Origin of the sequence: Halarcobacter sp., assembly GCF_963675975.1 — a bacterium.
Lineage (GTDB): Bacteria > Campylobacterota > Campylobacteria > Campylobacterales > Arcobacteraceae > Halarcobacter.
Genome location: NZ_OY780939.1, coordinates 2,307,052 through 2,331,814, shown reverse-complemented (window position 1 = coordinate 2,331,814; position 24,763 = coordinate 2,307,052). Strand labels below are relative to the sequence as shown.

The window sequence follows — 24,763 nt, the reverse complement described above, 5'->3', positions numbered from 1 at the left end:
TTATATCCTTATATTGTAATCTCTTTTATATCAGCAATTTTTTTAAATGCTTGGTATACTTTACCTATAATATTCTTTCTATTAGTTTTAATTAAAACATTATCATGATTTACAAAGACATTATCAAAAAATGCATCAAGACTTGGTTTTAAAGCAAATAATGCTTCCAACTCTTCATCATAAGTTGAATAATTTTTTGAGATAACATCATTGAAATTATCTACAAGCTCTTTTTCCTCTTTATCTTCTAATAGATTATTATCAATAATTAATTCCTGTTCTACATCAATATCTTTTATAATATTCGCAACTCTTTTAAACGTTGCAGTATATTCTTTAAAGTTATCACTAAGAACAATAGGGTTTAAAGCACAAAGTTTTTGAGATATTTTATATATATCACCCTCTTTACTTCCTAATACTGCTTTTAATACAGATGGGTTTACATCAAAGATTTTAAATAATCTTTCATTAAAGAATTCAAGAATTTGTTCTTTTTTTAGACCCTCATAATTATTAGATAATGAATCAATAATGTTTTCAAGATTTATAGGTAATTTATGTTCAATCGCTATTTTAACAATACCTGCTGCAGCACGTCTTAGTCCAAATGGGTCTTTTGAACCACTAGGAATTTTACCTACACTAAATAATCCTAATAGATTATCAAGTTTATATGATAAAGCTATAATTGCTGAGAAAACATTAGATGGTAAATCAGAATCTTCACCATCAGGAAGATATTGTTCTTTAAGTGCAGTACAAACTAAAGTATCCTCTTTTGCAATACTTGCATAGTAATATCCCATAAGTCCTTGAAGTTCTGTAAATTCATAAACCATTTCAGACATCAAGTCTGCTTTACTTAACATTACAGCTCTTTTAATAAGATCTTTTTCTTTTATATTAAAGATATCTGCTAAATAGTTAGCAATAACAGCTTCCCTTTCACATTTATCATACATTGAACCTAAACCTTCAACAAATACAAGTTTTTTTAGTCCTTCATTTGATAAACCATTTTTTATATCATTTTTCCAGAAAAACATTGCATCTGCAAGTCTAGGTCTTAATACTTTTTCATTACCAGCAATAATTTGTGAGAAATCATCAGTTTTTGAATTAGATACAACAATAAAGTTATTAGATAATTTTCCATCTTTATATACTGCAAAATATCTTTGATGTTCTTTCATTGATGTTACAATTACCTCTTCTGGTAATTCTAAGAACTCTTCATCAAAAGTTCCAATTAGTGCAGTAGGAAACTCTGTAATAGCAACTACTTCTTCTAATAAGTCTTCATCAATCTCAATTTTAATATTATTTGTATCTTCTATCTCTTTCATTTGAGAAAGAATAGCTTTTCTTCTTTCATCTGGATAAAGGATTACACCGTTTTTATCTAATTTGCAAAAATAGTCTCCTGCAAAATCAAAAGTAAATGGTTCGTAAGAAACCATTCTATGAGGATAAGAATTATTTGATGACTTTACTCCAAAAAGTTCTGCGTCAACTTTATCTTCTCCTAATAAAATTGCAAGATTTCTAATAGGTCTAATAAAACTATCACTTCTGTTTGCCCATCTCATTGATTTACCAAAGTTTAGTGAGTTAATAAACTCATTAATCATTTCATTTAATAAAAGATTAGATTGTGTTCCAATAACTTCTTTTTTAAAATATAAAACTTCCCCTCTTCCTTGGTCAATTTTTTCAAGTTCATCAACACTAACACCACATTTTTTAGCAAAACCAATTGCAGCTCCAGTTGGTTCACCATCTTTAAAAGCTATTTTAACAGGCGCACCAAACATCTCTTGTACAGAATCTTCTTGTTTAATTTGGAACTCTCTATGCCATAATACTAATCTTCTTGGTGTATAAAAAAATTCAAATTCACACAATAATCTATTTTTTTCTAATATTTCAGCCCATTTTTTTTCAATATTTGGAAGTTCTTTTAAAAATGGTATAGCTGGTAGTTCTTCAACACCAATCTCTATTAATAGTGGTTTATTCATTAATCTTATCCTTATCAGAGTTCTTCTTTTCTTCTATTTCTTCCATTTTTTTTGTATGTTTATCTATTTGTTGTTTATTAAAGCCTTTAATAAACATAAATATCATAAAAACAAATAAAATGAGTACAATTACATCTAAAATTTCTTTCACATTTATCCTAAATATTTATTATAAAAGGTAATTATATTATCGAATTTTTGCTTATTTTTAGATTAGTGGTTTTTAGATAAAAGGATTAGAAAAGCCCCAAAGCAAATACTTTGAGGCTTTTTAAAGATTTGAAAAAATAGTATTTAAAGAATATTTTTGAATAAAGTAACCATACCCCATCCAAAATATATTGCCATCCAAATAATCATAATATAAAGTGTATAGTTACCAAGTTTTGTAACTGCTTTGTCTTTTGTTCCATCAAATACACCTTGAATTTTTCCAACTTTCCAAGCCATAGTTAATAAATAAGCTACTCCTATAAATCCCATAATTACAAATGTTAATAAAAACATAACAATTGATGGTAATTCTAAGTTAACAGGGTAATCATAAATATTGTATCCTAAGTCTGTCATCAAATCAAACCTAATTAATTCTCTAATAGCAGATACTAAAAGAGCTACAACTACTAATACTCCAGTTGTAATATAACTATTACTATTTTTATATGAAAGATATAATAGTACTAAAACACCTAAAATTGTAATTAAAGTCAAAGGATGTAATAAATATTCAACTTTTAGCATCCAAATTACAAAGGTAATAGCACTAATAATTAGACCAACTACAGCTAGTTTCGTACCTAAAATAGAGGTGTAAGAGATAAACTCTTTAGAAAAATCCTCTCTAGTACTTAAAAACCTACTATAATTTTGAAGAAAGATACCAACAACAGGAATAGCTAAACTAACTAAGAATACTAACCTTGCCATATCCATATTAAATGTCCATCCACTGTTATCAACTATGCCATTTGGAGCATACATATTCATCCAATCATTTGGCATAATAGAAGTAACTGCAAAATTATGCATTAAAATACTAGCAAAAACTAAAATTAAAAAGGAAAGTGTACCAATAAGTTTTCCTCCACCCTCTTTTGCTTTGTTTGCATAATAGTACCAGTAGTATAATGTATAACCTACAAGTAAGGTATAAATAAAAATAAATACCCACATACCAGAAAGTGTATTCGCCACATACCAATTTGGATCATAAATTACTTGTGTAAATAGTAAAGGTGCAACCCCTAATACTATAAGTATAGAAACACTTATTTTTCCTGTTTGAATTAAATGTGGTGTTAAAATTTTCCAAGAAGAATCATTTTTTTGATAAAAAGTACCATATAGTGATAATCCCATTGAACCTAATGCTAATAAAACAAAAGCGGCATGTAATGCCCAAGTTAAAACATAAAGCGCTTGAAATACAACAGGATAAAAAGGTATACCTGCAGGATCTCTAAGAGCTAATAATACAGATGCGTCCATGAAACCTCCTTAATAGTTCAAAGATGCAATATATTCAGCAATTGCATCATATTCTTCATCTGGAAGCTTAAGTTTTGGCATATAAGGAAAGCCTCCGTCACCTATTGCATAAAGTATAGCTTTTACACCCTCTTTATCCATACCTGTTAATCTATCTTTTAAGGGTCTAAATACACCTGTTTTTTCCAAAGAGTGACAATTTGAGCATGACATCTTTGTAAGTAATTCTCCAACCTGAAGTTTATTTTCATCTGTAATCTCTCTTAGATTTTCAGGTATAAAAGGGTTTACTTTTAATAAACCATTTTGGGCAATAATTGGAAGTTCACTTTTTATATTTTTGCCAGGTACATCTCTACTAATAATTTGATTTGAATATATATATTGCCCTGCAACATAAGGTTTTCTCATAGATTCTCTAAGTTTTTCCCCTGGCCATAATCCAGCTATTAAAACAACTGCAATCATAATTGATGCAAGTGGTGTATTTATAATTTTTGGTTTAAAAATTGCAACTAAGAAATAAACTGAAAAAAGAATTGAAAGTATAATTCTATTTTGAATAACAGAATCTTTACTTACTTGGAAAACTGCATGGGCATTATCAGGAAGTGTACCCATATACCACATAAAGAAAAACATGGTAATAAAACCACCACCAAGACTCACAAGTCCCATTTTTTTAGTAAGTTCAGCTGAAACTTCAGGATTCTCTTTTTTCATGGCACTAGATATAACTAAACCAATTACCCCTGACATCATTATCATAAAACCGATTCTTAAGAACATATGTGGAAAGGTATTAATCCCGAAAAAGGCATCACTAGCACTTCCAGTTTCATAATAAGCATTAGTCCCAGGCCACATCATAAAACTTATAATACCAATAATTAATGCTAAAGTACCAACTGAAGCTAATGCAAAAGTATATGTTAGTTTTAAATGGGATTTTCTATCAATTCTATCTATAAAATAGACTAAAACAAATACACCTATTACTTCATATACAAAAAATACCCATTCTGTAGCCCAAACCCAAACAAAGTTATGTATAAGTGCACTAATCCCTCTTGGGCTTGCAGCAGTTGCTGTATACCAGATTCCAGGTCCAGTTATTGAACCAATTACATAAGAGAAAATTAGAAGAAACATTCCGTATTTTTTCATATACGGATACAAATCTGATCTATTTTCTTTATATGCTTTAAAAGCTAAAAATGCAAAAAGCATCGCAGCTCCAACAGAAGTGTGTGAAGCAAGTATATGTATTGTACCTGTAACACCCATCATCCAAGCACTTCCGTACTCAGGAAAATAAAACAATGGAAATTGCCCTATTATGTCCATAAAGCCTCCTTAATAAAAATTAGGAGAAATTATAAAAGTTATATGTTAATATTATGTTAGTTTTATTTTTTAAATATATTTTAAGTAAATAGCAAACAGTTATTTTGTTTACTATTTATTAAGTAAGTGAGAATAGATTGCACCATCAATTTCACTAAGTGCAATTTTTTCAATTTCATCATCTGATTCAATTATTGCTAAAATTTTTGAATCAAACATATAGTTTTCAGCTATCTTTTGTATACTCTTTGCAATTTTTTTATCGCAAATAATATATTTAGAATTTAATGCATTACAGTATATTGCTTCTTTGATACTTGTTACAACTACAGCACAACTTATATGATTTTTTCTACAATATAAAAGTAAATTTTCATCATAATTAAATATAAGTGTAGAGTTTGGTTCTGTATGTTCAATATCCATTATTGAATCTATAAAAAAGCAAGCTTTGTGTGGTATTAAATTATCTCCGATTAAAATCATTTTAGACTCCACTATTTATTTTGAAGACACTCTTTTGAACAAAAATAGTGTCCATTGCTTAAAATGCCTTCTTTTTTAGAAACAAAAGTTCCACAAGTAGGACACTCTACCATTTCATCTTCAATTTTTTCTTCTTTTCCTTTTACATTTACTTCTCTGTTCTTTTTAAAAAAAACTAAATATACAAGAAATAAAACTACTGCAACTGCAAGTATTTTAAAAATCATTAATTTCCTTTTTTAATATAAAGATAATTTCTATCTTTTCTATTCACAACATCATAATTGTTTATTTTAACTTGTTGAATCTCATCTTCTAATAAAGTTCCTTTATAAAAAAGATAAGCACTTTCATCTTTTTTAATATTTGTGGTTAAATCTAAAAGAAGTTTTGTGTTAGTTACTGCCCTTGAAGTTATTAAATCAACTTTTATATTATCGATTTTTTCTACTCTATTTGCAATCACTTCAACATTATTAAGACCTAAAGTATTTTTTACAAAATTTAAAAAAGAAACTCTTTTTAAACGAGGTTCAATTAAATATGCCTTTGCATTTGCATTAGCCATAGCTAATATAAGTCCAGGATAACCTGCTCCTGTTCCAATATCAGCAAAGCTTTCATAGTTTTCAATAAATTTTAGTGGATAAATAGAATCTTCAATGTTTTCAATTATATCTTCTGTTTCCAGTCTTCCACTAAGATTGTGAACTTTACCCCATTGTTGCAACAATGAAATAAAAGTTTCACATCTTTGTTCAAACTCATTATCTATATTTATATCTTTTAAAAGTTCTTTTAATGCCATTAAAACATATGTCCCATCTGTTCTTTTTTTGTATTAATATAATGTTCATTAAATTTATTTGATTTTGTAATAGCTGGTATTCTTTCTACAATATCAACACCAAGTGATTTTATATACTCTATTTTTTTAGGATTATTTGTTATTAATTTTAATTTTTTAATATTTAAATCTTTTAATATCTCTTCAACTACACTATAATCTCTATCATCTTCTCCAAAACCAAGTTCTAAATTTGCTTCAATTGTATTTCTACCTTGGTCTTGCAACGCATACGCATTTACTTTATTAAGAAGTCCAATATTTCTTCCTTCTTGTCTGTGATAAATTACTAATCCACCATGTTGTGCTATAAATTTTAATGCCAAATCTAATTGATTTTGGCAATCACATTTTAAACTTCCTAGTGTATCTCCTGTAAGACATTCTGAATGTACTCTTACAAATGGAGCCTCTAATTCTTCGAAATTTTGACTCATGATTGCTAAATGTTCTTGATTATTTTGTTTATAAGCTCTTATTTTAAATTTTCCATATTTTGTAGGTAAGTTAGCAATATTTGATTTTTCTATATTCATATCCTTTTAAACCTTAAATTGTTAAAATGTCGAGATTATAGCAAACAAAGGTAAATTTTATGTTTAAAAGATTTAGAAGATTAAGAATTAATGAGACTCTAAGAAATTTGGTACAAGAAACAACATTAACAAAAAATGATTTTATATATCCTCTATTTGTAAAAGAGGGAGAAAATATTAAGATTGAAGTAGAATCTATGCCAGGTGTATTTCAAATGAGTATTGATGAGATATTAAAAGAGTGTGAATATATTAGAACTATTGGATTAAAATCTATTATTTTATTTGGTATTCCTGATGTAAAAGATTCAGTTGGTAGTGAATGTTTATGTGAAGAGAGTATTATAGCTAGAACAATAAAAGCCATAAAAGCAAAATTTCCAGATATGTTTATTGTTACTGATTTATGTTTTTGTGAATATACTGATCATGGTCATTGTGGAATATTAGATCCAAAAACTCAAACTGTTGATAATGACAAAACTTTAGAAATATCAGCTCAACAAGCAATAGTTCACGCACGTGCTGGTGCAGATATGATTGCTCCTAGTGGAATGATGGACGGTATTATAGAAACACTAAGAACTGCATTAGATACAAATGGTTTTAAAGATCTGCCAATAATGGCATATTCAACTAAATTTGCAAGTGCTTATTATGGACCTTTTAGAGATGTAGCTGAATCTACACCATCATTTGGTGATAGAAGAACTTATCAAATGGATCCTTCAAATAGATTAGAAGCATTAGAAGAGTCATTAGAAGATGAAAGACAAGGTGCAGATATACTTATGGTTAAACCTGCATTAGCATTTATGGATGTAATTAGAGATTTAAGAAATAATACAAACCTTCCAGTTTGTGCATATAATGTAAGTGGTGAATATGCAATGATTAAACATGCAGGTGCAGCTGGACTTATAGATTATGAAAGAGTTATGATGGAAACATTAATTGGATTTAAAAGAGCTGGGGCTGATTTAATAATTACATATCATGCAAAAGAGGCTTGTGAATTATTAGATAAAAAGTAGATTTTATTATGGGACAAACCTACCAAGAAGCAATTGAAAATTCTAATATTGTTTCAAAAACAGATACAAATGGAGTTATAACTTTTGTAAATGATGAGTTTTGTAAAATTTCGGGTTATAGTAAAGATGAACTTCTTGGTAGTGACCATAATATAGTTAGACACCCTGATGTTCCCAAAGAAAACTTCACTTTACTTTGGGACACAATTCTTGAAAAGAAACCCTTTAAAACTACTGTAAAAAATATGTGTAAAGATGGTTCTACTGTATATTTAAATACAACAATAACTCCTATTTTGGATAAAAACAATGAAATTAAAGAGTTTATAGCTATTAGATATGATGTGACAAAAGAAGTAGAACTAAAGAAAACTCTTCAAAAAAAAGAGGAAGAGTTGGAAGTTTTAAATAAAACCCTTGAACAAAGAGTTTTAGAACAAACTGCACAGTTAATTGAACTAAATCAAACTTTGGAACAAAGAGTTGAAGAAGAGATTGCAAAAAATGAAGAGAAACAAAAAATGTTGTTTTGGCAATCTAGAATGGCAAGTTTAGGACAAATGTTAGCAAATATTGCTCATCAGTGGAGACAACCATTAACTGAGTTAAGTTTAACAATGTTTAATATAAAAAAAAGTGCAAAAACTTCAAATCTAGAAAAATTAAATGAATACTACAAAGATTCAATGGAGATAATTGATAATATGTCTCAAACTATTGAAGATTTTTCAAACTTTTTTAATCCTAATAAACCAAAAGAGAAGTTTTTATTGTGTGATTCTATTGAAGAAGCACTAATGATTACTAAAAAGCTTTTACAAAAAGAGAATATTGTTATAGATAAAGAGTTTGAGAAAATAGAACTTTTTGGTGTTTTAAATGAATTATCACAAGTTTTAATTAACTTAATTCAGAATTCAAGTGAAGCTTTTAAAATAAATAATATAAAAAATAGAAAAATTTTAATAAAAAGTTTAAAAGATAACACTGGTGTAACTCTTATATTTAAAGATAATGCAGGTGGTGTCAGTAATAAAAATCTAGAAAAAGTTTTTGAACCTTATTTTACAACTAAACATCAAAGTAATGGTACAGGTTTAGGGTTGTTTATGTCAAAAATGATTATCGAAAAAAGTTTAGATGGAACAATAGAAGCCAAAAATGAAGATAATGGCTTAGTATTTGTAATAAGAATTCCTATAGGAAGTGTAGTTTGAAAAATAATGAAAATATATTAAAAGAATTAAAAGTTTTATTTGTTGAGGATGAGGTAAATATCTCTAAGCTGCTAAAAGATGCCATTTCGGACTATTTTTTCTCTTTTACTATAGCAAATAATGGTGAAGAGGGTTTAGAAAAGTATAAAAAAATCAATCCTGATTTTATTATAACAGATATAATGATGCCTAAATTAGATGGTTTAGATATGACAAAAGAGATAAGAAAAGAAAATGAGACTATCCCAATTATAGTTCTTAGTGCTTTTTCTGATAAAGAAAAACTATTAAAAGCTATTGATATTGGTATAACAAAATATTTTATAAAACCTTTTGACCCTGATGAATTATTGGAATATCTAGTTACAATTGCATCTAAACTAAATAAAAGTAGAATTATTTGTTTAAATAAGCACTTTACTTTTGATAATAATACAAACAATCTTTTTGAAGATGAACAATTAATTAATATAACAAAAAGAGAAAAAAGTTTTATCAATTTATTAATAAAAAATAAAAACAATATTACAAGTTCTGATGAGTTAAAGGAAACCCTTTGGGAAAATGAAGAGGTAACAGATGAAAGAGTTAGAACTTTTATAAAAAGATTAAGAAAAAAAACTTCAAAAGAATTGATTAAAAATATTTCAGGACAAGGTTATTTAATTTCGGTAGATAATATTTAAATTATTATTTACTTTAGCCTTATCAAAAATATTTATAGATTTTTTCATATTAGTTAAGTTTTCAACTTCTAAAAAATTTTGAATAAAATAGTCATTTTTATATCCAATTTCTTGTAAGGTTTCTTGCATCTCATTTATATCGTTTTCATTTAATAAATCTTGATGAAGTGTTGTTCTAACTTCATATTTTATATTTGAATTAAGTAAAACATCCAAACTTTGTATAAATTTATCGTAAAAGTAAGATTTGGTAATCTTATTAAAATTTTTTTCATTTGATTTAAAATCTAAAGCAACAAAATCTAATAATTTATTTTTTATAAGGGTGTTTAGCAATTTAGGATTTGAACCATTTGTATCTAATTTTATTTTAAAGCCTAAGTCTTTAATTTTAGTACAAATATTTTCTAAATCATGAAGTGTTGCTTCCCCTCCACTTAATACAACTGAATCTAATAGCCCTACTCTTCTTTTTAAAAAATCTATTAAATCCTCAACAGTATATTCACCACTTTTTGAATTTACAATATCAGGATTATAGCAATATTTACATCTCATATTGCACGATATAAACCATGCAATACAAGATAAATGATCTTTAAAATCAACAGTTGTAAAAGGTGTTATATTATAGATTATTTTTTTCAATAAATTTTACCCTTTGACTATGTTCACCTTTTTTACCAATATTAAAACTTTCAACTGGACGATGATAACCCATAACTCTTGTATAAACTATACATCTTGTTCTTTTTTCTTTTAACTTGCTAGGCTCTAAGCTTTTCATTATTTAACTCCTCTTCTAAAATTTCTTCATCACATTTAGGACAATATTCATATTCCCCATCTATATATCCATGTTTTGGACAAATAGAAAATACAGGACTGATTGTTATATAAGGTAAAGTATAATTTGATATAACATTTTTAATCAATTTTCTACAAGCTTCTACTGAACTTATTCTTTCTCTCATATAAAGATGCAATACAGTTCCTCCTGTATATTTACCTTGAAGTTCATCTTGTAGGTTTAATGCTTCAAAGATATCATCTGTATAATCAACTGGTAGCTGAGATGAGTTTGTATAAAAAATATTATTTCCAAAACCTGCTTGGAAAATATCTGAATATCTTTTTTTATCTTCTTTTGCAAATCTATATGTAGTACCTTCAGCTGGTGTTGCTTCAAGATTGTATAGATTCCCTGTTTCTTCTTGATATTTAATCATTTTATTTCTCATAAAATCTAAAACTTCTATTGCTAAAGATATACCTTCATCTTTTGAAATGTCGTATCTTTTCTCTGTAAAATTAATAATCATTTCATTTATACCATTTACACCTATTGTTGAAAAATGATTATTAAAGCTTGGAAGATACCTTTTAGTATATGGAAACAATCCTCTTTCATATAAATCATTTATAAAAACTCTTTTTTTCTCTAAAGTTGATTGTGCTAAATCCATAAGCTCTTCAAGTCTATTTAAAAGAGCCTCTTTATCATCTTTATATAAATATCCTAGTCTTGCCATATTTATAGTAACAACACCAATACTTCCAGTCATCTCAGCACTACCAAATAAGCCACCACCTCTTTTTAATAGCTCTCTTAAATCTAATTGCAATCTACAACACATTGATCTTACATGACCTGGTTTATATGCTTCACTATTTGGTATTAGTTTTCCATTTTTATCTTTTATATATTGGCTACCAATAAAGTTTTGGAAATATGATGAACCTATTTTTGCAGTGTTTTCAAAAAGTAAGTCTGTATTCTCTCCATACCAATCAAAATCTTCAGTTATATTAACTGTAGGAATTGGAAAAGTAAAAGGTTGTCCGGTTTTATCACCTTCAGTCATAACCTCATAATAAGCTTTATTAATCATATTCATCTCTTTTTGAAAAGCTTTATAAGTCATATTAACTAAAGTATCAAAACCTCTCTCTTTTGCTTCTTGCAGTAGTTTTTCATTATCTATATTAGTAAATAGATGTTTTTGATTTTTTGTTGGCATTTGATTTTTTAAATCACTAGGTACGGTCCAATCTATAGTAATATTTGTAAAAGGACTTTGACCCCATCTTGCTGGGACATTTAAATTATAAATAAAACTTCTTATATTCTTTTTTATCTCATTAAAAGATAAACCATCTTTAAAAACATAAGGTGCTAAATATGTATCAAATGAAGAAAAAGCTTGAGCTCCTGCCCATTCACTTTGTAATATTCCTAAAAAGTTTGCCATCTGACCTAAAGCTTCTCTAAAATGGTTTGGTGCAGTACTCTCAACTCTACCTCTTACACCATTAAAACCCTCATCAAGTAATACTCTTAAGCTCCAACCAGCACAATATCCACTTAAACAATCTAAATCATGAATATGATAATCAGCATTTCTATGGGCATAGCCCTCCTCTTTTGAATAAATCTTATCTAGCCAATAATTAGCAATAATTTTCCCTGCACTATTATTGATTAATCCTGCATGGGAATAACCTGTATTAGAATTTGCATTTATTCTCCAATCTGTACCATTTATATACTCTTCTATAGTTTGTGTAGAGTTTATATATGTTGTATCTTCATTTAATCCTAATATTTGTTCTCTTTGCATCTTATGCATATGTCTATAAAGCATAAAAGATTTCATTACTTCAAAATATCTTGCTTTATATAATTCATTTTCAATTAAATCTTGTACATCTTCAACTGCAAACACTCTTTTTTTATTTAATTCTTCAATTACATTTAAATAAACAGCTGCATCATAAGTGGTGTGTACGCTTTTAAATGCCTTTTTTATTACATCTTTTATTTTATAAGCTTGAAATTTTTCATAAGTGCCATCTCTTTTGAGTATATTTTCTATCATATTCATCCTTTTAAAAGTGTATGATAGGAGTATTCATCTTAAAAAATAATAATATAAAAAGTCACTAAAGTGTCACTAAATGGGCTCTATATCGATAATAATAATTTTTTATGCTCCTTTTGAAAGATAATTCATAATTTTTAAGTTAATAGTAAAAGGTTTTTGGTTAAAATTGATTCTTTTTTAAAATGAAAGGTTAAATCATGAGACACTTTTTAACACTAAAAGACTATACAAAAGAAGAAATTTTAGAAATTTTAGACTTAGCAGCAAAAATCAAGAGAGAAACTAAAAATAGAGTTTACAAAGATTATTTACCAAGATATACTTTAGGTATGATATTTGAGAAAAGTAGTACTAGAACTAGAGTTAGTTTTGAAACAGGTATTTATCAATTGGGTGGAATAGGACTTTTCTTATCATCAAATGATATTCAGCTTGGACGTGGTGAACCTATGAGTGATACAGCTAGAGTTATTTCTAGAATGGTTGATATGGTTATGATTAGAACATTTGAACAAAGCAAATTAGAAGAGTTTGCTAAATATTCAAAAGTTCCTGTGATAAATGGTTTAACAAATGAGTATCATCCTGTACAACTTATGGCTGATTTTTTAACTATTCAAGAAAAAGGTTTAGATAAAAATCTTGTAGCTGCTTATGTTGGTGATGGTAATAATATGGCACACTCTTGGCTTATGCTTGCATCAAAACTTGGATTTGAGTTAAGAATTGCTACTCCAAAAGGTTATGAAGTAGATAAAAATATTTTAGATGATGCATACTCTTTTGCAAAAGAATCAGGTGCAAAAATTATTATCACTAATGATCCTAAAGAAGCTGTTAAAGGTGCAAGTGTTATTACAACTGATACTTGGGTTTCAATGGGACAAGAGGATGAAAAAGAGAAAAGAGTAAAAGACTTTGATGGTTATATTGTTGATGATGAGATGATGAAATTAGGAACATCTGATGCAATATTCTTACACTGTTTACCAGCTTACAGAGGATATGAAGTTAGTGAAAGTGTTATTGAGGGAGATCAAAGTTTAATTTTTGAAGAGGCTGAAAACAGACTACATGCACAAAAAGGTGTAATGGTTTGGTTAGATAGACAAAATACAAAATAAGAAGATATAATGATTGACTTTAAAAAATTTGAAAAGTATTCAAAACCTGGACCTAGATATACTTCGTATCCTACGGCACCAGAGTTTTCTGAAGAATTTACTGAACAAGATTTAAAAGAATACTATAAAAATCAAAGTGATGATAGAAATTTATCACTTTATATACATTTACCTTTCTGTAGAAGTGCCTGTTACTTCTGCGGATGTAATGTAATTTTTACTTCTAAAGAGGATAAAAAAGTTAAATACATTGAGTATTTAAAAAAAGAATTAAATTTATTAAAAAACTCTTTAAATACAAATAGAACTGTAACTCAAATGCACTTTGGTGGTGGAACACCTACTTATTTTTCACCTGAGCAATTAGATGAAGTTATAACTATGTTAAAAGAGACTTTCCCAAACTTTAGTGAAGATGCTGAGATATCATGTGAAGTTGATCCTAGATATTTTACTAAAGAACATATGGCAGTATTAAAAAAAGGTGGATGTAATAGATTAAGTTTTGGAGTTCAAGATTTAAATGAAGAGGTTCAAAAAACAATTCATAGAATTCAACCTTATGAAACTACACAAAATGTAATGAATATAGCAAGAGATGCTGGAATTCATTCTATAAATATAGATTTAATATATGGTCTTCCACATCAAAATAAAAAAACATTCCATGAAACAATTGAACAAATTATTAAATTAAATCCTGATAGATTAGCAGTATTTAATTATGCCCACGTACCATGGCTTATGAAAACAATGAGAAAATTTGATGAATCAACATTTGCTCCACCTACAGAAAAATTAGAGATTTTAAAAGATACTATTGACTTTTTTACAACAAACGGTTATAAAATGGTTGGAATGGATCACTTTGCAAAACCTGAAGATGAACTTTTTAAAGCAATAGAAAAAGGTGAGTTACATAGAAACTTCCAAGGTTATACAACTAAAGGTGGTGCTGATTTAATAGGTATTGGTGTTACATCTATTGGAAATGGTGTTGATTATTATGCACAAAATTTCAAAGATTTAAAACAATACGAAGCCTCTTTAGATGAAGGTAAATTACCAACATTTAAAGGTTATAAGCTAAGTGAAGATGATATTCTAAGACAATATGTAATTATGGAACTTATGAGTAATTTTAGTTTAAATATTAAAAGAGTAGAAGAGAAATTTAATATTAACTTTTATGATTACTTTAATGAAGATTTAGAAATGTTAACAGAGTTTATAGAAGCTGATTTAGTTTCTATTGCTGATGATAAGATACAAGTTTCTCCAACAGGAACAATGTTAATTAGAAATATTTGTATGCCATTTGATGCATACTTAAAAAGAGTACCAGAAAATAAAAGAAGGTTTAGTAAAACGATATAATGAGTGAAATTCAAAAATTTGATTATACAAATATAAGTGATGATTGTGTTAAATGTGGTAAATGTAAGCCTGTTTGTACAATTTTTAATATAAATCAAGATGAAACTACAAGTCCAAGGGGTTTTATTGACCTACTTGGTGCTTATAAAAGAGATGAATTAGAATTAGATAAAAATGCAAAAGATATTTTTGAATCATGTTTTCTTTGTACAAACTGTGTAGATGTTTGTCCAAATGATTTACCAACAGATATGATTATTGAACAAGTAAGATCAGATATTGCAAAAAAATATGGAATTGCTTGGTATAAAAGAGCATTCTTTTATCTTTTAAGACATAGAAAAACTATGGATTTTCTTGCTAAACTTGGTTGGGTATTTCAAACATGTGCTTTAAAAATAGATAAAGCTAAAGAGAGTGCCTTACCTAGATTCTCTTTACCAATAGTAAAAAAAGATAGAGCCCTACCTTTTGCAGATAAAACAACATTTTTAAAAAAGTATCCTGAAAATATTCCTGCAAAAAATCAAGTTGAATTAAATGATGGTAGAAAAAATAAAGTTGCAATATTTATAGGTTGTATGGGAAATTATTCATATACAAATATTGGTGATGCATTAGTTGAAGTATTACAAAAACTAGATGTTAATATTTTTATACCTAAAAAACAACTTTGTTGTGGAGCTCCTGCATATTTTACAGGAGATTTTGATACAGTTGATTATCTGGTTAAGAAAAATATCGAGTATTTTGAAACATGGATAGATGATGTTGATGCAATAATTATCCCTGAAGCTACCTGTAGTGCAATGATTAATCAAGATTGGGAACATTATTTACATAATCAACCAGAATGGAAAGAAAGAGCAGCAAAAATCTCTAAAAAAGTTTTATTAGCTACAAAATGGCTTGAAAACTCAACAGTATTAAAAGAAAAATTAGCAAAATCTAATAAACAAGTTACTGATGTAATTACATACCATGACCCATGTCATGCAAGAAAAATGCAAAATGTTTGGCAAGAACCAAGAGAACTTCTTAAACAAAACTATGTAATCAATGAGATGAGTGATCCAAATAGATGTTGTGGATTTGGTGGGGTTACAATGCAAACAGAAAAATATCATTTTGCAAAAGCTGCTGGAACACCAAAAGCTGCAATGATTAAAGAAACAAAAGCACAAGTTGTAAGTGCTGAATGTTCTGCATGTAGAATGCAAATAACTAACTCATTACACCAAGCTGATGTAGATGTAAAATTTAAAAACCCTATTGAACTTATAGCAGAAGCTTTAGATTAGGAAAACTATGGAGTTTTGGCAAAACATTTATTCTAATTTTGATCCAGTAGCTTTTAATATTGGCTCTATTGCCGTACACTGGTATGGAATAATGTATGCCTTAGCCCTAATCTCTGCAATATTTATTGCTAAATGGTTTATTAAACACGATAAATTACCAATTACTAATGACCTTTTTGACTCTTATATTTGGTGGGCTGAAATTGGTGTTATATTAGGTGCTAGGTTAGGATATGTACTTTTTTATGACCCTAACACAATATACTATTTAACACATCCTTGGCAAATCTTTAATCCTTTTATAAATGGCGAATATACTGGTATATCAGGAATGAGTTATCATGGGGCTTTTATAGGCTTTTTAATTGCATCATTGCTTTTTTGTAAAAAACATAAAGTCTCTTTTTGGTTTATTACAGATATTTCTGTTTTAGGTATCTCGGGCGCTTATGTATTTGGAAGAATTGGTAATTTTTTCAATCAAGAATTAGTAGGCCGTGCTACTGATGTACCTTGGGGAATATATGTAGATGGAGTTTTAAGACATCCATCTCAATTATATGAAGGGTTTTTAGAAGGTATTTTAATTTTTGCAATACTTTTTATATATAGAAAAAGAAAAAGTTTTGATGGTCAATTAGCAATTATGTATGGGATTCTTTACTCTATAGCTAGGATAATTGCAGAGTTTTATAGACAACCAGATGTACAACTTGGATTTTTATATGGGGGATGGTTAACTATGGGAATGTTAATCTCTGGAATATTTGCTATTTTATGTTTTGCAGTCCTGTTATTTATAAAAAAGAAAAAAATATCTAAATAGTAATTTTTCCATGTTCTTTTTCATAAGCAGCAATTACATCTTCTAAATCACTTATTTTCTTTCTATATTCATCAATATAACCTTGTAATGTTTTTATAGCTTCTTGTGATTTTTGAAGTTTTTCCGTAATTATATCATCTCTCTTTTTGATTTTTTGATACTCTTCTGCCGCAGTAATTGCTGTTGAATGAAGTTTTTCTATTCTTGTTTGATAAGCTTTTTGTAATTCATCATTTTTATCAAGTGCATTTTTTAAATTTTTTTCTAAACCTAATACTCTGCCCTTTTCATCTGCATTTTTTCCTCTTAACATTTTAATTTGTTCATTTAACTCATGAATAAATTTTGCTACTTGTTGATCTTTTTGCATTTTTGCATAATGTAGAGCATCATCAAATTCATCTTGGAGTTGTTTTTCATGTTTTACTTGTTGAGATTTTTGATGCATAATATATTTTTTTAATTTATGTTTTTCTTCTTCATCTTCAGTTATTAGAAATCTACTTGCAACATATTTTTCAATATTTCCATCTTCATCAAGTATAGGAAAAACTGTAGCTTTTACATAATAAGCAGTGCCATCTTTTGCTTTATTTTTAATTTTTCCTTTCCAAACTTTTTTATTTTGGATTATATTCCACATATTTTCATATATTTTAGGAGAAACATCAGGGTGTCTAACTATATTATGGTTAACACCAATTAACTCTTCTTTTGTATATCCTGAAACTTCACAGAAAATATCATTTGCATAAGTTATTATGCCATTTAGGTCTGTTTCACTAACTAAATTCTCTTTATCTAGAATATCTTTATAGATTTGAAGTTCATTTTTTTGTTTCATAACCATTTTTTGATTATGTTTATTAGTTAGTATTCTATTTAATACTTTTAAAGTAGAATTCATTTGCATCGGTTTAACAATATAGTCAGATACATTAAGTTTAATAACTTTGATTAGTAATGAGACATCATTAAATGCAGTTACAACAAGAATAGGCGTTTCATTGTCTTCTTTTCTAACTTCAGAAATAAATTCTATACCATCCATTACAGGCATATTTATATCTGTAAGGATTAAATCAATATCTGATTTGTTTTCATGATAAATATCAAGTGCTTCTTTACCATTTTCGGCTATGAATACTTTTTTGAAGAATTTTTTTAATATTGAAAATGTTTCATTTCTGATAAGCTCATCATCTTCAACATATAAAATTTGTGATTGATTTAATATACTATTATCAAATTCACTATTTGTGCTATTTTGTTTCAATGAATCCATACTCTACTGCTAATTCATCTATCTTTTTTTGCAGTAAATCAATTCTCCAACCATGTCTATTTGCAAAGTTTTCTATCTCTTTTTCTCTTTCTTCAGGAGTACTAAATATAAATATTCTTTTTAGAAATGGTTTTGGAACTTGTATTGCAATTAATTGAAAATAATTTTCTTTGCAACTACGTGAGCAAAACGCTTTACTCATAGCTATTTTTTTTCCACAGTATGGACAGTGTGACATTATTTATTTCCCCTCTTTTGGTGTTAACTTGTAGAACTTTGCATTTGTTATATCTTGTAAAAATTTTGGATCAACCTCATGCAGTGCAATAATTTGAACTTCACGGTCACCCATCATCCAACCCTTCCCAGTATCAAGTAATTTTTGATCCTCGAAAAGTTGAATAAGTTCCTCTTTTGACACAATTTTTTCTTCCATTAGTTTTCGTTAATATTAAATTTGCAATTGATTATTTTTTTGGGCTATCAATTGTATAGCCTTTGTTTGAATGATTTTTTATTATTTCATAATAAGTTTTTTGTCTAATTTTATTTACAATATTTCTCATTGTATAAATTGACATATTCTTACCTTTCCAAACTACATTCTTAATTGTATCATAATCTACAATATCACCTTTTTTACTGATAAGAAGTTTCATAAAACCTTTTTCAAGTCTTGTGAAATCAATAAGTACTCCACCAGGCTTAAAGAATTGATCTCTATATTCATCAAAATAGATTCCATCTTGGAACTCTATTTTATCTCCTCTTTTAGTTTGATTTAAACACATTATAACTGCTAGTTTAATATCTTTTGATTTTAAAGGTTTAGTTAAAAAAGTATATGCACTGCTATTGATTGCTGTAACAATATCTTCATTATTATCATTATTTGAAATTATAATTTTTGGTAATGATGGAGCTGCATTTGATATTGCAGAGCATGCTTCTTCAAAATCTTTAGCAGAAACATCAGTATCAATTATAATCATATCAAAATTTGTTTCTTCTAGCTTTTCAATTGCTTCATCTGAGCTTTCTACTAAAGATAGTTCTTTGAAGTATTCATCAAATTCATTTTCTATCGTTGTACTTAATGAGCTGTCATTACTTACAAATAGTAATTTTGCATTGTACAATTTTCTAATGTTTTTCAATGTTTTTATCATGTTTGACTCTTTTGTAAATATTTTAAAAACTTATTTTAACAAAATTGAATTCAAATGTCAAAAGAAAATTATTAAAAAATAAAAAAAAAGTAAATATTTTCATTTTATTTAAGTTCTTGCCAAGACATTCCTATACTCTTTGAGACCCTTAGAGGTACATTCAATTCATATATATTTTCCATAATATCTACTATATCTTTCGTTATTTTATCTACTTCTGATTCTTCTATTTCAAATATTAATTCATCATGAATTTGCAATAACATATTGATTTTATGGTCGTTTTTATATTTTTTATATATTTTTATCATTGCAAGTTTTATTAAATCAGCTGCACTTCCTTGGAAAAGTGTATTAACTGATTCTCTTAAAAAAGCTGCCTTCATCATAGCATTTGCAGAATCAAAATCAAAAACTCTTCTTCTTCCAATCAATGTTTCTACAAAACCATTTTCTAATGCTTTATCTTCTATAGATTTTAAATACTCTTTAACACTAACAAAGTTTTCAAAATAGGCATCAATATATTGTTTTGCTTCTTTTGCTGGAATTCCTAATGTATCTCCAAGTTTTCTACTTCCCATTCCATAAAGTAACCCAAAATTTATAGACTTTGCAATTGATCTTTTAGAATCTGCTAACTCTTCTCCAAAGATTTTAACTGCTGTTTGCCTATGAATATCTTTATTCTCTTTAAAGGCTTCAACTAAAGCTTTATCTTTAGAAAAATGAGCTAAAAGTCTTAATTCTATTTGTGAATAATCTATACCTACTAATTTATAACCATCTTTAGGTATAAAAGCACTTCTAATTAATCCACCAGCTTCACTTCTAACAGGAATATTTTGTAAGTTTGGATTTTTTGAACTTAATCTACCCGTTGCAGTTCCTGTTTGTAAAAAAGATGTATAGATTCGATTTTTATCATCTTTTATTGCTAAATTTAATAAAGGCTCAATATATGTAGATTGTAATTTATAAGATTCTCTATAATCTAATAATAAAGGGATAATTTCATGTTCATCTTTTAATTTTTGAAGAACAACCTCATTTGTACTGTAGCCACTTTTTGTTTTCTTTGATGGAGGAAGTTTTAACTCATCAAAAAGTAATGTACCTAATTGTTTAGGTGAATTAATATTAAACTCTCTTCCTGCTTTTTCATAAATATTTGATGTTAATTCTTGAATATATATATTACTTTTTTGTTTTAATTCTTTTAATTTTTCAATATCAAGTTTTATTCCATTTTCTTCCATGTTTTCTAAAACATAAATAAAGTCAAACTCATAGTTGTGTGCTATTTTTACTAGGTTTTCTGCTTGAATCTCTTTAAACTCTTCTAATAGTTTAAAATATATTTTAAAAGTAAAAAGTGCATCTTCAGCTGCATAATTACAAGCTTCATTTATATCTACATTAGAAAAGTTTTCACCTTTTTTTACAACATCTTTAAAAGCTATCATAGTATGATCAAAATATCTTGAAGCTAAAGCATCAAGCCCTACTCTTTCACTACTATTTAATAACCAAGCTAAAATCATTGTATCTGCATATAGTTTTAGTTCTATATTTAGTTCATTTTTAATAATTGAAAAATCATATTTGAAGTTCTGTAAAACTAATTTTTTTGTATTTAGTTTATTTATCGCTTTAGAAACAATATCTAAGGATATTTGTTCAGGAGCACCTAAATATTGGTGATTTATTGGAACATAATATGCTTTGTTTTCTTCAAAACAAAAAGAGAAACCAACCAGTGAAGCATTTTTTGTATCTATATCTGTTGTTTCTGTATCAAAAGCCACAATAGTATCTTCAGAAATAGAATCTATAACTTCAAATAGTTTTTTCTCATCATCTAAAAGTATATATTCATAATTTTCTACTTTTTTCTCAATTTTTATAGGAATATCTGTTTTATAATTTAAGCCCTCTTTATTAACTCTATCAATAATTCTATTTAAATCATACTCCATTAAAATATCAGCAATTTTTAGTATAGGGTTTTCTTTTGGTAATTGATATGTTTCTATCTCATCAATACAGTGACAATCTGTATTTAAAGTAACTAATTGTTTAGAGATATAAGCCATCTCTTTACCTTCAGTTAAAAGGTTTTTCCATCTAGTTTTTTCTATATTTTCAAGATTTTCATAAATTTTATCTAATGATCCATATTCTTTAATCAAAGCTTCGGCTGTTTTGGCACCAACTCCCTTTACTCCAGGAACATTATCGGCACTATCTCCTAAAAGTGATTGATAATCAATAAACTGTGAAGGTCTTACCCCATATTTTTCAAAACATTTATCTTCATTGACTATACTTTTTTTAATTGGATCAAATAGATAGATTTTATTATCATCAATCAATTGATATAAATCTTTATCATGGGATACAATTCTTACTTCTAAATCTTTTTCTCTTGCATCATGGGCTATTGAAGCGATAATATCATCGGCTTCAAAACCTGTTTTCATAGCTGTTTGAAATCCCATTTTTTCAATCCATTCAATTGCTACTGGTAATTGTTTTAATAAATCTTCTGGAACATCTGGTCTGTGAGCTTTGTACTGATCATAAATCTCATTTCTAAAGGTATTTCCTTTAGCATCAAGTGCAAAAACTAAGTAATCTGTTTGAAAATCTTTTCCTATATTTGAGACAAAATTCATAAATCCTGTTAAAAGTCCTGTAGGGAATCCACTCTTAGATTTTAATGGTGGTAAAGCAAAATAACTTCTAAATAAAAAGCCAAAAGTATCAATAATTGTAATAGTTTTTTTCATTAATATCTTCTTTCATATCGTTGTTTAAAGATTTTATAATATAATAATATCACTTAAAAACAAGGTTTTGTATTGTCTTTAGAAGATATAGAAAAATTAAAAAGAAATAACAAAGAGTTACAAGAAATCATCAATAATTCGTGGGATGGTATAGGAATAATTGATAAATCAACAAAATTGATTTATGTTAATAATGCCTTTATGCCAATACTTGGATTTAATAAAGATGAGTTGATAAATACAAAACTAATAAATTATATGAAAAGTGAATATATAAATCATTTTTTAGAACTATTAAATATTGAAACAAGTGAAAATAAAAAATACAAAGCAGAAATTGATTTAGTATGTATTAGAAAAGACAAAGAAAAGGTTTATCTTAAAATTACTATATCAACAATGTTAAATAAATCTTTATTTGTAATAAATACAAAAGATATCACTTCTCAAGTATCGGATGATGAAATTTTAGATGATTATGTCGCTTCAATGCATATTGACCTTCATGGATATATTACAAAAGTTAGTAATGCCTTTTTAAAACTGTTTGAATATAAAAAAGATGATATTATAAATACACCCTATAAGAAACTTTTTGATGAAAATACAAATAAAATCATATTTGAAAATATTGATAAAACCTTAGAGGCTCAACAAGAATTTAGTGGAAAAATAAAAGCAGTAAAAAACAATAATTATTTATTTTTTATTAATATAAAAATTAAACCAATGTACAACAAATATGGGGATGTTATTGGTTATACCTCTTTAATATTTGATATTTCAAATCAACTTGATTTAAAAGAGGAATCTACAATATTAGAAGAAGAGATTGATAATGCAAAAAAAGAGATTGTTGAAAAAAACAATCTTTTAAAAAATCAATCTAAAATGCTTATTATTACAGAAACTTTGCAAAAATTATCCCATGAGTGGAGACAACCTTTAAATCTAATTTCTGTTCAAGCACAAAAATTAGAACTTGATTATTCTATGGGTATTACACCTAGTGAAGAGGATGCTGTTAAATCTCTAGATAAAATAAAAAATGAAGCAGATAAATTATCAAAAACTATAGAAAGCTTTCAACATTTTATAAAAAACAATTCAAAAGAATCTAATACAAGTATCAAAAAAATAATTGATGCTGTAATAAGAAGAGTTGACTTAAATAACAATATAAATGTTAATATAAATATAGATGAAGAGTTTGTATTCACTACACTAGAAGAGGAATTAATCGAAGTTTTAACAAATATACTGATTAATTCAAATGAACAATATCAAAGAACTAATAAAAAAGATGCACAAATTGATATTTATCAATATCATAATGAAGATAAAATCGTATTTGAAATAAAAGATAATCTAGGTGGTATCTCAGAAGATATTTTACATAAAGTTTTTGAGCCATACTTTTCTACAAAAAAGAAAAAGCATGGAGTAGGATTAGGTTTATATATTAGTAAATTAATTATTAATTTACAACTACAAGGTGTTATTACAATGACTAACAAAGATGAAGGAATTTTAGTTAAAATTTCAATACCCACAAATTAAGGATTTATATGATTATTATACCAGCAAGGCTTAACTCTAGTAGATTTGAAAATAAAATATTAGTAGATATATTAGGTTTACCAATGGTGATTAGAACAGCTAAACAAGTTAGTAGTTTAGATGATGTAGTTATTGCAACAGATTCAAAAGATGTTATCGAGTTAGCAAAAGAACACGGATTTAAGGCTGTATTAACCTCTAGTGAGCACCAAAGTGGTACAGATAGAATAAATGAAGCTGCAAATATTTTAAATTTAGCAGAAGATGAAGTTATTATTAATGTTCAAGCAGATGAACCTTTTATAGAAACAAGTGTAATTGAAAAAGTAATAAATAGAGTTAAAAGTGTAAAAGATAATAATGAAGATATTATGATTGTAAGCTGTTACAAGACAATTAGTTCTGAATTAGCAGATGATTCAAATCATGTAAAAGTAATTTTAGATGAACACTCAAATGCAATATATTTTTCAAGGGCAAAAATACCATATCATAGAGATCATTATGAAACTTCAAATTATAGTGGACATTTGGGTATTTATGGATTTACTAAGAAGTCATTAAACGATTTTTGTAAATTATCTACATCTAAACTAGAACAAATTGAAAAGTTAGAACAATTAAGAGCCTTGGACAATGGGAAAAAAATAGCAATGGTAAAGGTTGAATCTAAATCATTTGGTATAGATACTGAGCAAGATTTAAGAAATGCTTTAAAAATATTTGTAAATTAATTTTTTTATGATACAATAAAAACTTGTATTTTTTTAAAGGTATAT

At 27.2% G+C, this 24,763-nt stretch carries 25 protein-coding genes; 9 read left to right on the top strand and 16 right to left on the bottom strand.

The window, feature by feature from the left end; translation table 11 throughout:
- Positions 1–8 precede the first annotated feature (8 nt).
- From glyS to ribA, 8 genes are all read right to left on the bottom strand, one after another.
- On the bottom strand, positions 9–2,024 hold the full coding sequence (glyS, locus tag ACKU3H_RS11430; RefSeq protein WP_320033992.1) for a glycine--tRNA ligase subunit beta: 2,016 nt from the start codon (positions 2,022–2,024) through the stop codon (positions 9–11).
- Entirely contained in the window at positions 2,017–2,175 is a 159-nt protein-coding gene (locus ACKU3H_RS11425; protein ID WP_320033991.1) for a hypothetical protein, read from the bottom strand. Before ACKU3H_RS11425 ends, glyS begins: the two co-directional genes overlap by 8 nt.
- Before the next feature lie 143 nt (positions 2,176–2,318).
- Positions 2,319–3,512: a hypothetical protein gene (locus ACKU3H_RS11420; RefSeq protein WP_320033990.1), complete on the bottom strand. Its 1,194-nt coding sequence runs from the start codon at positions 3,510–3,512 to the stop codon at positions 2,319–2,321.
- A gap of 9 nt (positions 3,513–3,521) precedes the next feature.
- Positions 3,522–4,859: a cytochrome c gene (locus ACKU3H_RS11415; RefSeq protein WP_320033989.1), complete on the bottom strand. Its 1,338-nt coding sequence runs from the start codon at positions 4,857–4,859 to the stop codon at positions 3,522–3,524.
- A gap of 111 nt (positions 4,860–4,970) precedes the next feature.
- Positions 4,971–5,345 (bottom strand): hypothetical protein, encoded by a 375-nt coding sequence (locus ACKU3H_RS11410; protein ID WP_320033988.1) that lies wholly within the window; start codon positions 5,343–5,345, stop codon positions 4,971–4,973.
- A gap of 11 nt (positions 5,346–5,356) precedes the next feature.
- On the bottom strand, positions 5,357–5,572 hold the full coding sequence (locus ACKU3H_RS11405) for a PP0621 family protein (protein WP_320033987.1): 216 nt from the start codon (positions 5,570–5,572) through the stop codon (positions 5,357–5,359).
- A complete protein-coding gene (rsmG, locus tag ACKU3H_RS11400; protein ID WP_320033986.1) occupies positions 5,572–6,153 on the bottom strand; it encodes a 16S rRNA (guanine(527)-N(7))-methyltransferase RsmG in 582 nt (193 codons plus the stop codon). The genes ACKU3H_RS11405 and rsmG overlap by 1 nt, the downstream gene beginning before the upstream one ends.
- Complete coding sequence (gene ribA, locus ACKU3H_RS11395) at positions 6,153–6,728, bottom strand: GTP cyclohydrolase II (protein ID WP_320033985.1); 576 nt, start codon at positions 6,726–6,728, stop codon at positions 6,153–6,155. Before ribA ends, rsmG begins: the two co-directional genes overlap by 1 nt.
- Before the next feature lie 59 nt (positions 6,729–6,787).
- On the opposite strand from ribA, the gene hemB reads away from it, so the two are divergent.
- Genes hemB through ACKU3H_RS11380 form a run of 3 tightly spaced genes read left to right on the top strand, consistent with a single transcriptional unit; the run spans position 6,788 to position 9,665 of the window.
- Positions 6,788–7,762, top strand: a complete 975-nt coding sequence (gene hemB, locus ACKU3H_RS11390) for a porphobilinogen synthase (protein ID WP_320033984.1) — start codon at positions 6,788–6,790, stop codon at positions 7,760–7,762.
- Positions 7,763–7,770: 8 nt separating this feature from the next.
- On the top strand, positions 7,771–8,979 hold the full coding sequence (locus ACKU3H_RS11385; RefSeq protein WP_320033983.1) for a PAS domain S-box protein: 1,209 nt from the start codon (positions 7,771–7,773) through the stop codon (positions 8,977–8,979).
- Positions 8,976–9,665: a response regulator transcription factor gene (locus ACKU3H_RS11380; protein WP_320033982.1), complete on the top strand. Its 690-nt coding sequence runs from the start codon at positions 8,976–8,978 to the stop codon at positions 9,663–9,665. The genes ACKU3H_RS11385 and ACKU3H_RS11380 overlap by 4 nt, the downstream gene beginning before the upstream one ends.
- Here ACKU3H_RS11380 and ACKU3H_RS11375 read toward each other — a convergent pair.
- From ACKU3H_RS11375 to ACKU3H_RS11365, 3 genes are read right to left on the bottom strand one after another with little or no spacing between them, the layout of a single operon-like run.
- Positions 9,642–10,313, bottom strand: a complete 672-nt coding sequence (locus tag ACKU3H_RS11375) for an anaerobic ribonucleoside-triphosphate reductase activating protein (protein ID WP_320033981.1) — start codon at positions 10,311–10,313, stop codon at positions 9,642–9,644. The two genes, ACKU3H_RS11380 and ACKU3H_RS11375, sit on opposite strands and share 24 nt — an antisense overlap.
- On the bottom strand, positions 10,294–10,452 hold the full coding sequence (nrdD, locus tag ACKU3H_RS11370; RefSeq protein ID WP_320033980.1) for an anaerobic ribonucleoside-triphosphate reductase: 159 nt from the start codon (positions 10,450–10,452) through the stop codon (positions 10,294–10,296). The genes ACKU3H_RS11375 and nrdD overlap by 20 nt, the downstream gene beginning before the upstream one ends.
- A complete protein-coding gene (locus ACKU3H_RS11365; RefSeq protein WP_320033979.1) occupies positions 10,433–12,544 on the bottom strand; it encodes a ribonucleoside triphosphate reductase in 2,112 nt (703 codons plus the stop codon). The genes nrdD and ACKU3H_RS11365 overlap by 20 nt, the downstream gene beginning before the upstream one ends.
- 203 nt (positions 12,545–12,747) lie before the next feature.
- Between ACKU3H_RS11365 and argF the strand changes: the two genes are divergently transcribed.
- From argF to lgt, 4 genes are read left to right on the top strand one after another with little or no spacing between them, the layout of a single operon-like run.
- The gene (argF, locus tag ACKU3H_RS11360; protein WP_320033978.1) at positions 12,748–13,674 is read left to right on the top strand and encodes an ornithine carbamoyltransferase; all 927 of its coding nucleotides are present in this window, start codon (positions 12,748–12,750) and stop codon (positions 13,672–13,674) included.
- Between the two features lie 9 nt (positions 13,675–13,683).
- On the top strand, positions 13,684–15,051 hold the full coding sequence (gene hemN, locus ACKU3H_RS11355; RefSeq protein WP_320033977.1) for an oxygen-independent coproporphyrinogen III oxidase: 1,368 nt from the start codon (positions 13,684–13,686) through the stop codon (positions 15,049–15,051).
- Positions 15,051–16,352: a (Fe-S)-binding protein gene (locus ACKU3H_RS11350; protein WP_320033976.1), complete on the top strand. Its 1,302-nt coding sequence runs from the start codon at positions 15,051–15,053 to the stop codon at positions 16,350–16,352. The genes hemN and ACKU3H_RS11350 overlap by 1 nt, the downstream gene beginning before the upstream one ends.
- Before the next feature lie 7 nt (positions 16,353–16,359).
- On the top strand, positions 16,360–17,178 hold the full coding sequence (lgt, locus tag ACKU3H_RS11345; RefSeq protein WP_320033975.1) for a prolipoprotein diacylglyceryl transferase: 819 nt from the start codon (positions 16,360–16,362) through the stop codon (positions 17,176–17,178).
- On the opposite strand, the gene ACKU3H_RS11340 is transcribed toward lgt, so the two are convergent.
- The 5 genes from ACKU3H_RS11340 to polA all read right to left on the bottom strand — a co-directional run bounded on the left by ACKU3H_RS11340 (position 17,171) and on the right by polA (position 22,424).
- A complete protein-coding gene (locus ACKU3H_RS11340; RefSeq protein ID WP_320033974.1) occupies positions 17,171–18,463 on the bottom strand; it encodes a response regulator in 1,293 nt (430 codons plus the stop codon). The two genes, lgt and ACKU3H_RS11340, sit on opposite strands and share 8 nt — an antisense overlap.
- Positions 18,441–18,701 carry a DUF2116 family Zn-ribbon domain-containing protein gene (locus tag ACKU3H_RS11335; RefSeq protein ID WP_320033973.1) on the bottom strand — a complete coding sequence of 87 codons (261 nt, stop codon included), beginning with the start codon at positions 18,699–18,701 and terminating at the stop codon, positions 18,441–18,443. Before ACKU3H_RS11335 ends, ACKU3H_RS11340 begins: the two co-directional genes overlap by 23 nt.
- Positions 18,702–18,704: 3 nt before the next feature.
- Complete coding sequence (locus ACKU3H_RS11330; RefSeq protein ID WP_320033972.1) at positions 18,705–18,899, bottom strand: hypothetical protein; 195 nt, start codon at positions 18,897–18,899, stop codon at positions 18,705–18,707.
- Positions 18,900–18,930: 31 nt separating this feature from the next.
- Positions 18,931–19,632: a response regulator gene (locus tag ACKU3H_RS11325; RefSeq protein WP_320033971.1), complete on the bottom strand. Its 702-nt coding sequence runs from the start codon at positions 19,630–19,632 to the stop codon at positions 18,931–18,933.
- Between the two features lie 104 nt (positions 19,633–19,736).
- Positions 19,737–22,424, bottom strand: coding sequence for a DNA polymerase I (gene polA, locus ACKU3H_RS11320; protein ID WP_320033970.1), 2,688 nt, complete (start codon positions 22,422–22,424; stop codon positions 19,737–19,739).
- Between the two features lie 72 nt (positions 22,425–22,496).
- Between polA and ACKU3H_RS11315 the strand changes: the two genes are divergently transcribed.
- The gene (locus ACKU3H_RS11315; RefSeq protein ID WP_320033969.1) at positions 22,497–23,984 is read left to right on the top strand and encodes a PAS domain-containing sensor histidine kinase; all 1,488 of its coding nucleotides are present in this window, start codon (positions 22,497–22,499) and stop codon (positions 23,982–23,984) included.
- An 8-nt stretch (positions 23,985–23,992) separates the two neighbouring features.
- The gene (kdsB, locus tag ACKU3H_RS11310) at positions 23,993–24,718 is read left to right on the top strand and encodes a 3-deoxy-manno-octulosonate cytidylyltransferase (protein ID WP_320033968.1); all 726 of its coding nucleotides are present in this window, start codon (positions 23,993–23,995) and stop codon (positions 24,716–24,718) included.
- The last annotated feature ends 45 nt before the right edge of the window (positions 24,719–24,763 follow it).

Bases quoted from the DNA above. Each gene is read 5' to 3' on its own strand.
- glyS (WP_320033992.1), bottom strand. From the start codon at position 2,024: ATGAATAAACCACTATTAATAGAGATTGGTGTTGAAGAACTACCAGCT.
- ACKU3H_RS11420 (WP_320033990.1), bottom strand. From the start codon at position 3,512: ATGGACGCATCTGTATTATTAGCTCTTAGAGATCCTGCAGGTATACCT.
- ACKU3H_RS11415 (WP_320033989.1), bottom strand. From the start codon at position 4,859: ATGGACATAATAGGGCAATTTCCATTGTTTTATTTTCCTGAGTACGGA.
- ACKU3H_RS11410 (WP_320033988.1), bottom strand. From the start codon at position 5,345: ATGATTTTAATCGGAGATAATTTAATACCACACAAAGCTTGCTTTTTT.
- ACKU3H_RS11405 (WP_320033987.1), bottom strand. From the start codon at position 5,572: ATGATTTTTAAAATACTTGCAGTTGCAGTAGTTTTATTTCTTGTATAT.
- rsmG (WP_320033986.1), bottom strand. From the start codon at position 6,153: ATGGCATTAAAAGAACTTTTAAAAGATATAAATATAGATAATGAGTTT.
- ribA (WP_320033985.1), bottom strand. From the start codon at position 6,728: ATGAATATAGAAAAATCAAATATTGCTAACTTACCTACAAAATATGGA.
- hemB (WP_320033984.1), top strand. From the start codon at position 6,788: ATGTTTAAAAGATTTAGAAGATTAAGAATTAATGAGACTCTAAGAAAT.
- ACKU3H_RS11385 (WP_320033983.1), top strand. From the start codon at position 7,771: ATGGGACAAACCTACCAAGAAGCAATTGAAAATTCTAATATTGTTTCA.
- nrdD (WP_320033980.1), bottom strand. From the start codon at position 10,452: ATGAAAAGCTTAGAGCCTAGCAAGTTAAAAGAAAAAAGAACAAGATGT.
- ACKU3H_RS11365 (WP_320033979.1), bottom strand. From the start codon at position 12,544: ATGATAGAAAATATACTCAAAAGAGATGGCACTTATGAAAAATTTCAA.
- argF (WP_320033978.1), top strand. From the start codon at position 12,748: ATGAGACACTTTTTAACACTAAAAGACTATACAAAAGAAGAAATTTTA.
- hemN (WP_320033977.1), top strand. From the start codon at position 13,684: ATGATTGACTTTAAAAAATTTGAAAAGTATTCAAAACCTGGACCTAGA.
- ACKU3H_RS11350 (WP_320033976.1), top strand. From the start codon at position 15,051: ATGAGTGAAATTCAAAAATTTGATTATACAAATATAAGTGATGATTGT.
- lgt (WP_320033975.1), top strand. From the start codon at position 16,360: ATGGAGTTTTGGCAAAACATTTATTCTAATTTTGATCCAGTAGCTTTT.
- ACKU3H_RS11340 (WP_320033974.1), bottom strand. From the start codon at position 18,463: ATGGATTCATTGAAACAAAATAGCACAAATAGTGAATTTGATAATAGT.
- ACKU3H_RS11335 (WP_320033973.1), bottom strand. From the start codon at position 18,701: ATGTCACACTGTCCATACTGTGGAAAAAAAATAGCTATGAGTAAAGCG.
- ACKU3H_RS11330 (WP_320033972.1), bottom strand. From the start codon at position 18,899: ATGGAAGAAAAAATTGTGTCAAAAGAGGAACTTATTCAACTTTTCGAG.
- ACKU3H_RS11325 (WP_320033971.1), bottom strand. From the start codon at position 19,632: ATGATAAAAACATTGAAAAACATTAGAAAATTGTACAATGCAAAATTA.
- polA (WP_320033970.1), bottom strand. From the start codon at position 22,424: ATGAAAAAAACTATTACAATTATTGATACTTTTGGCTTTTTATTTAGA.
- kdsB (WP_320033968.1), top strand. From the start codon at position 23,993: ATGATTATTATACCAGCAAGGCTTAACTCTAGTAGATTTGAAAATAAA.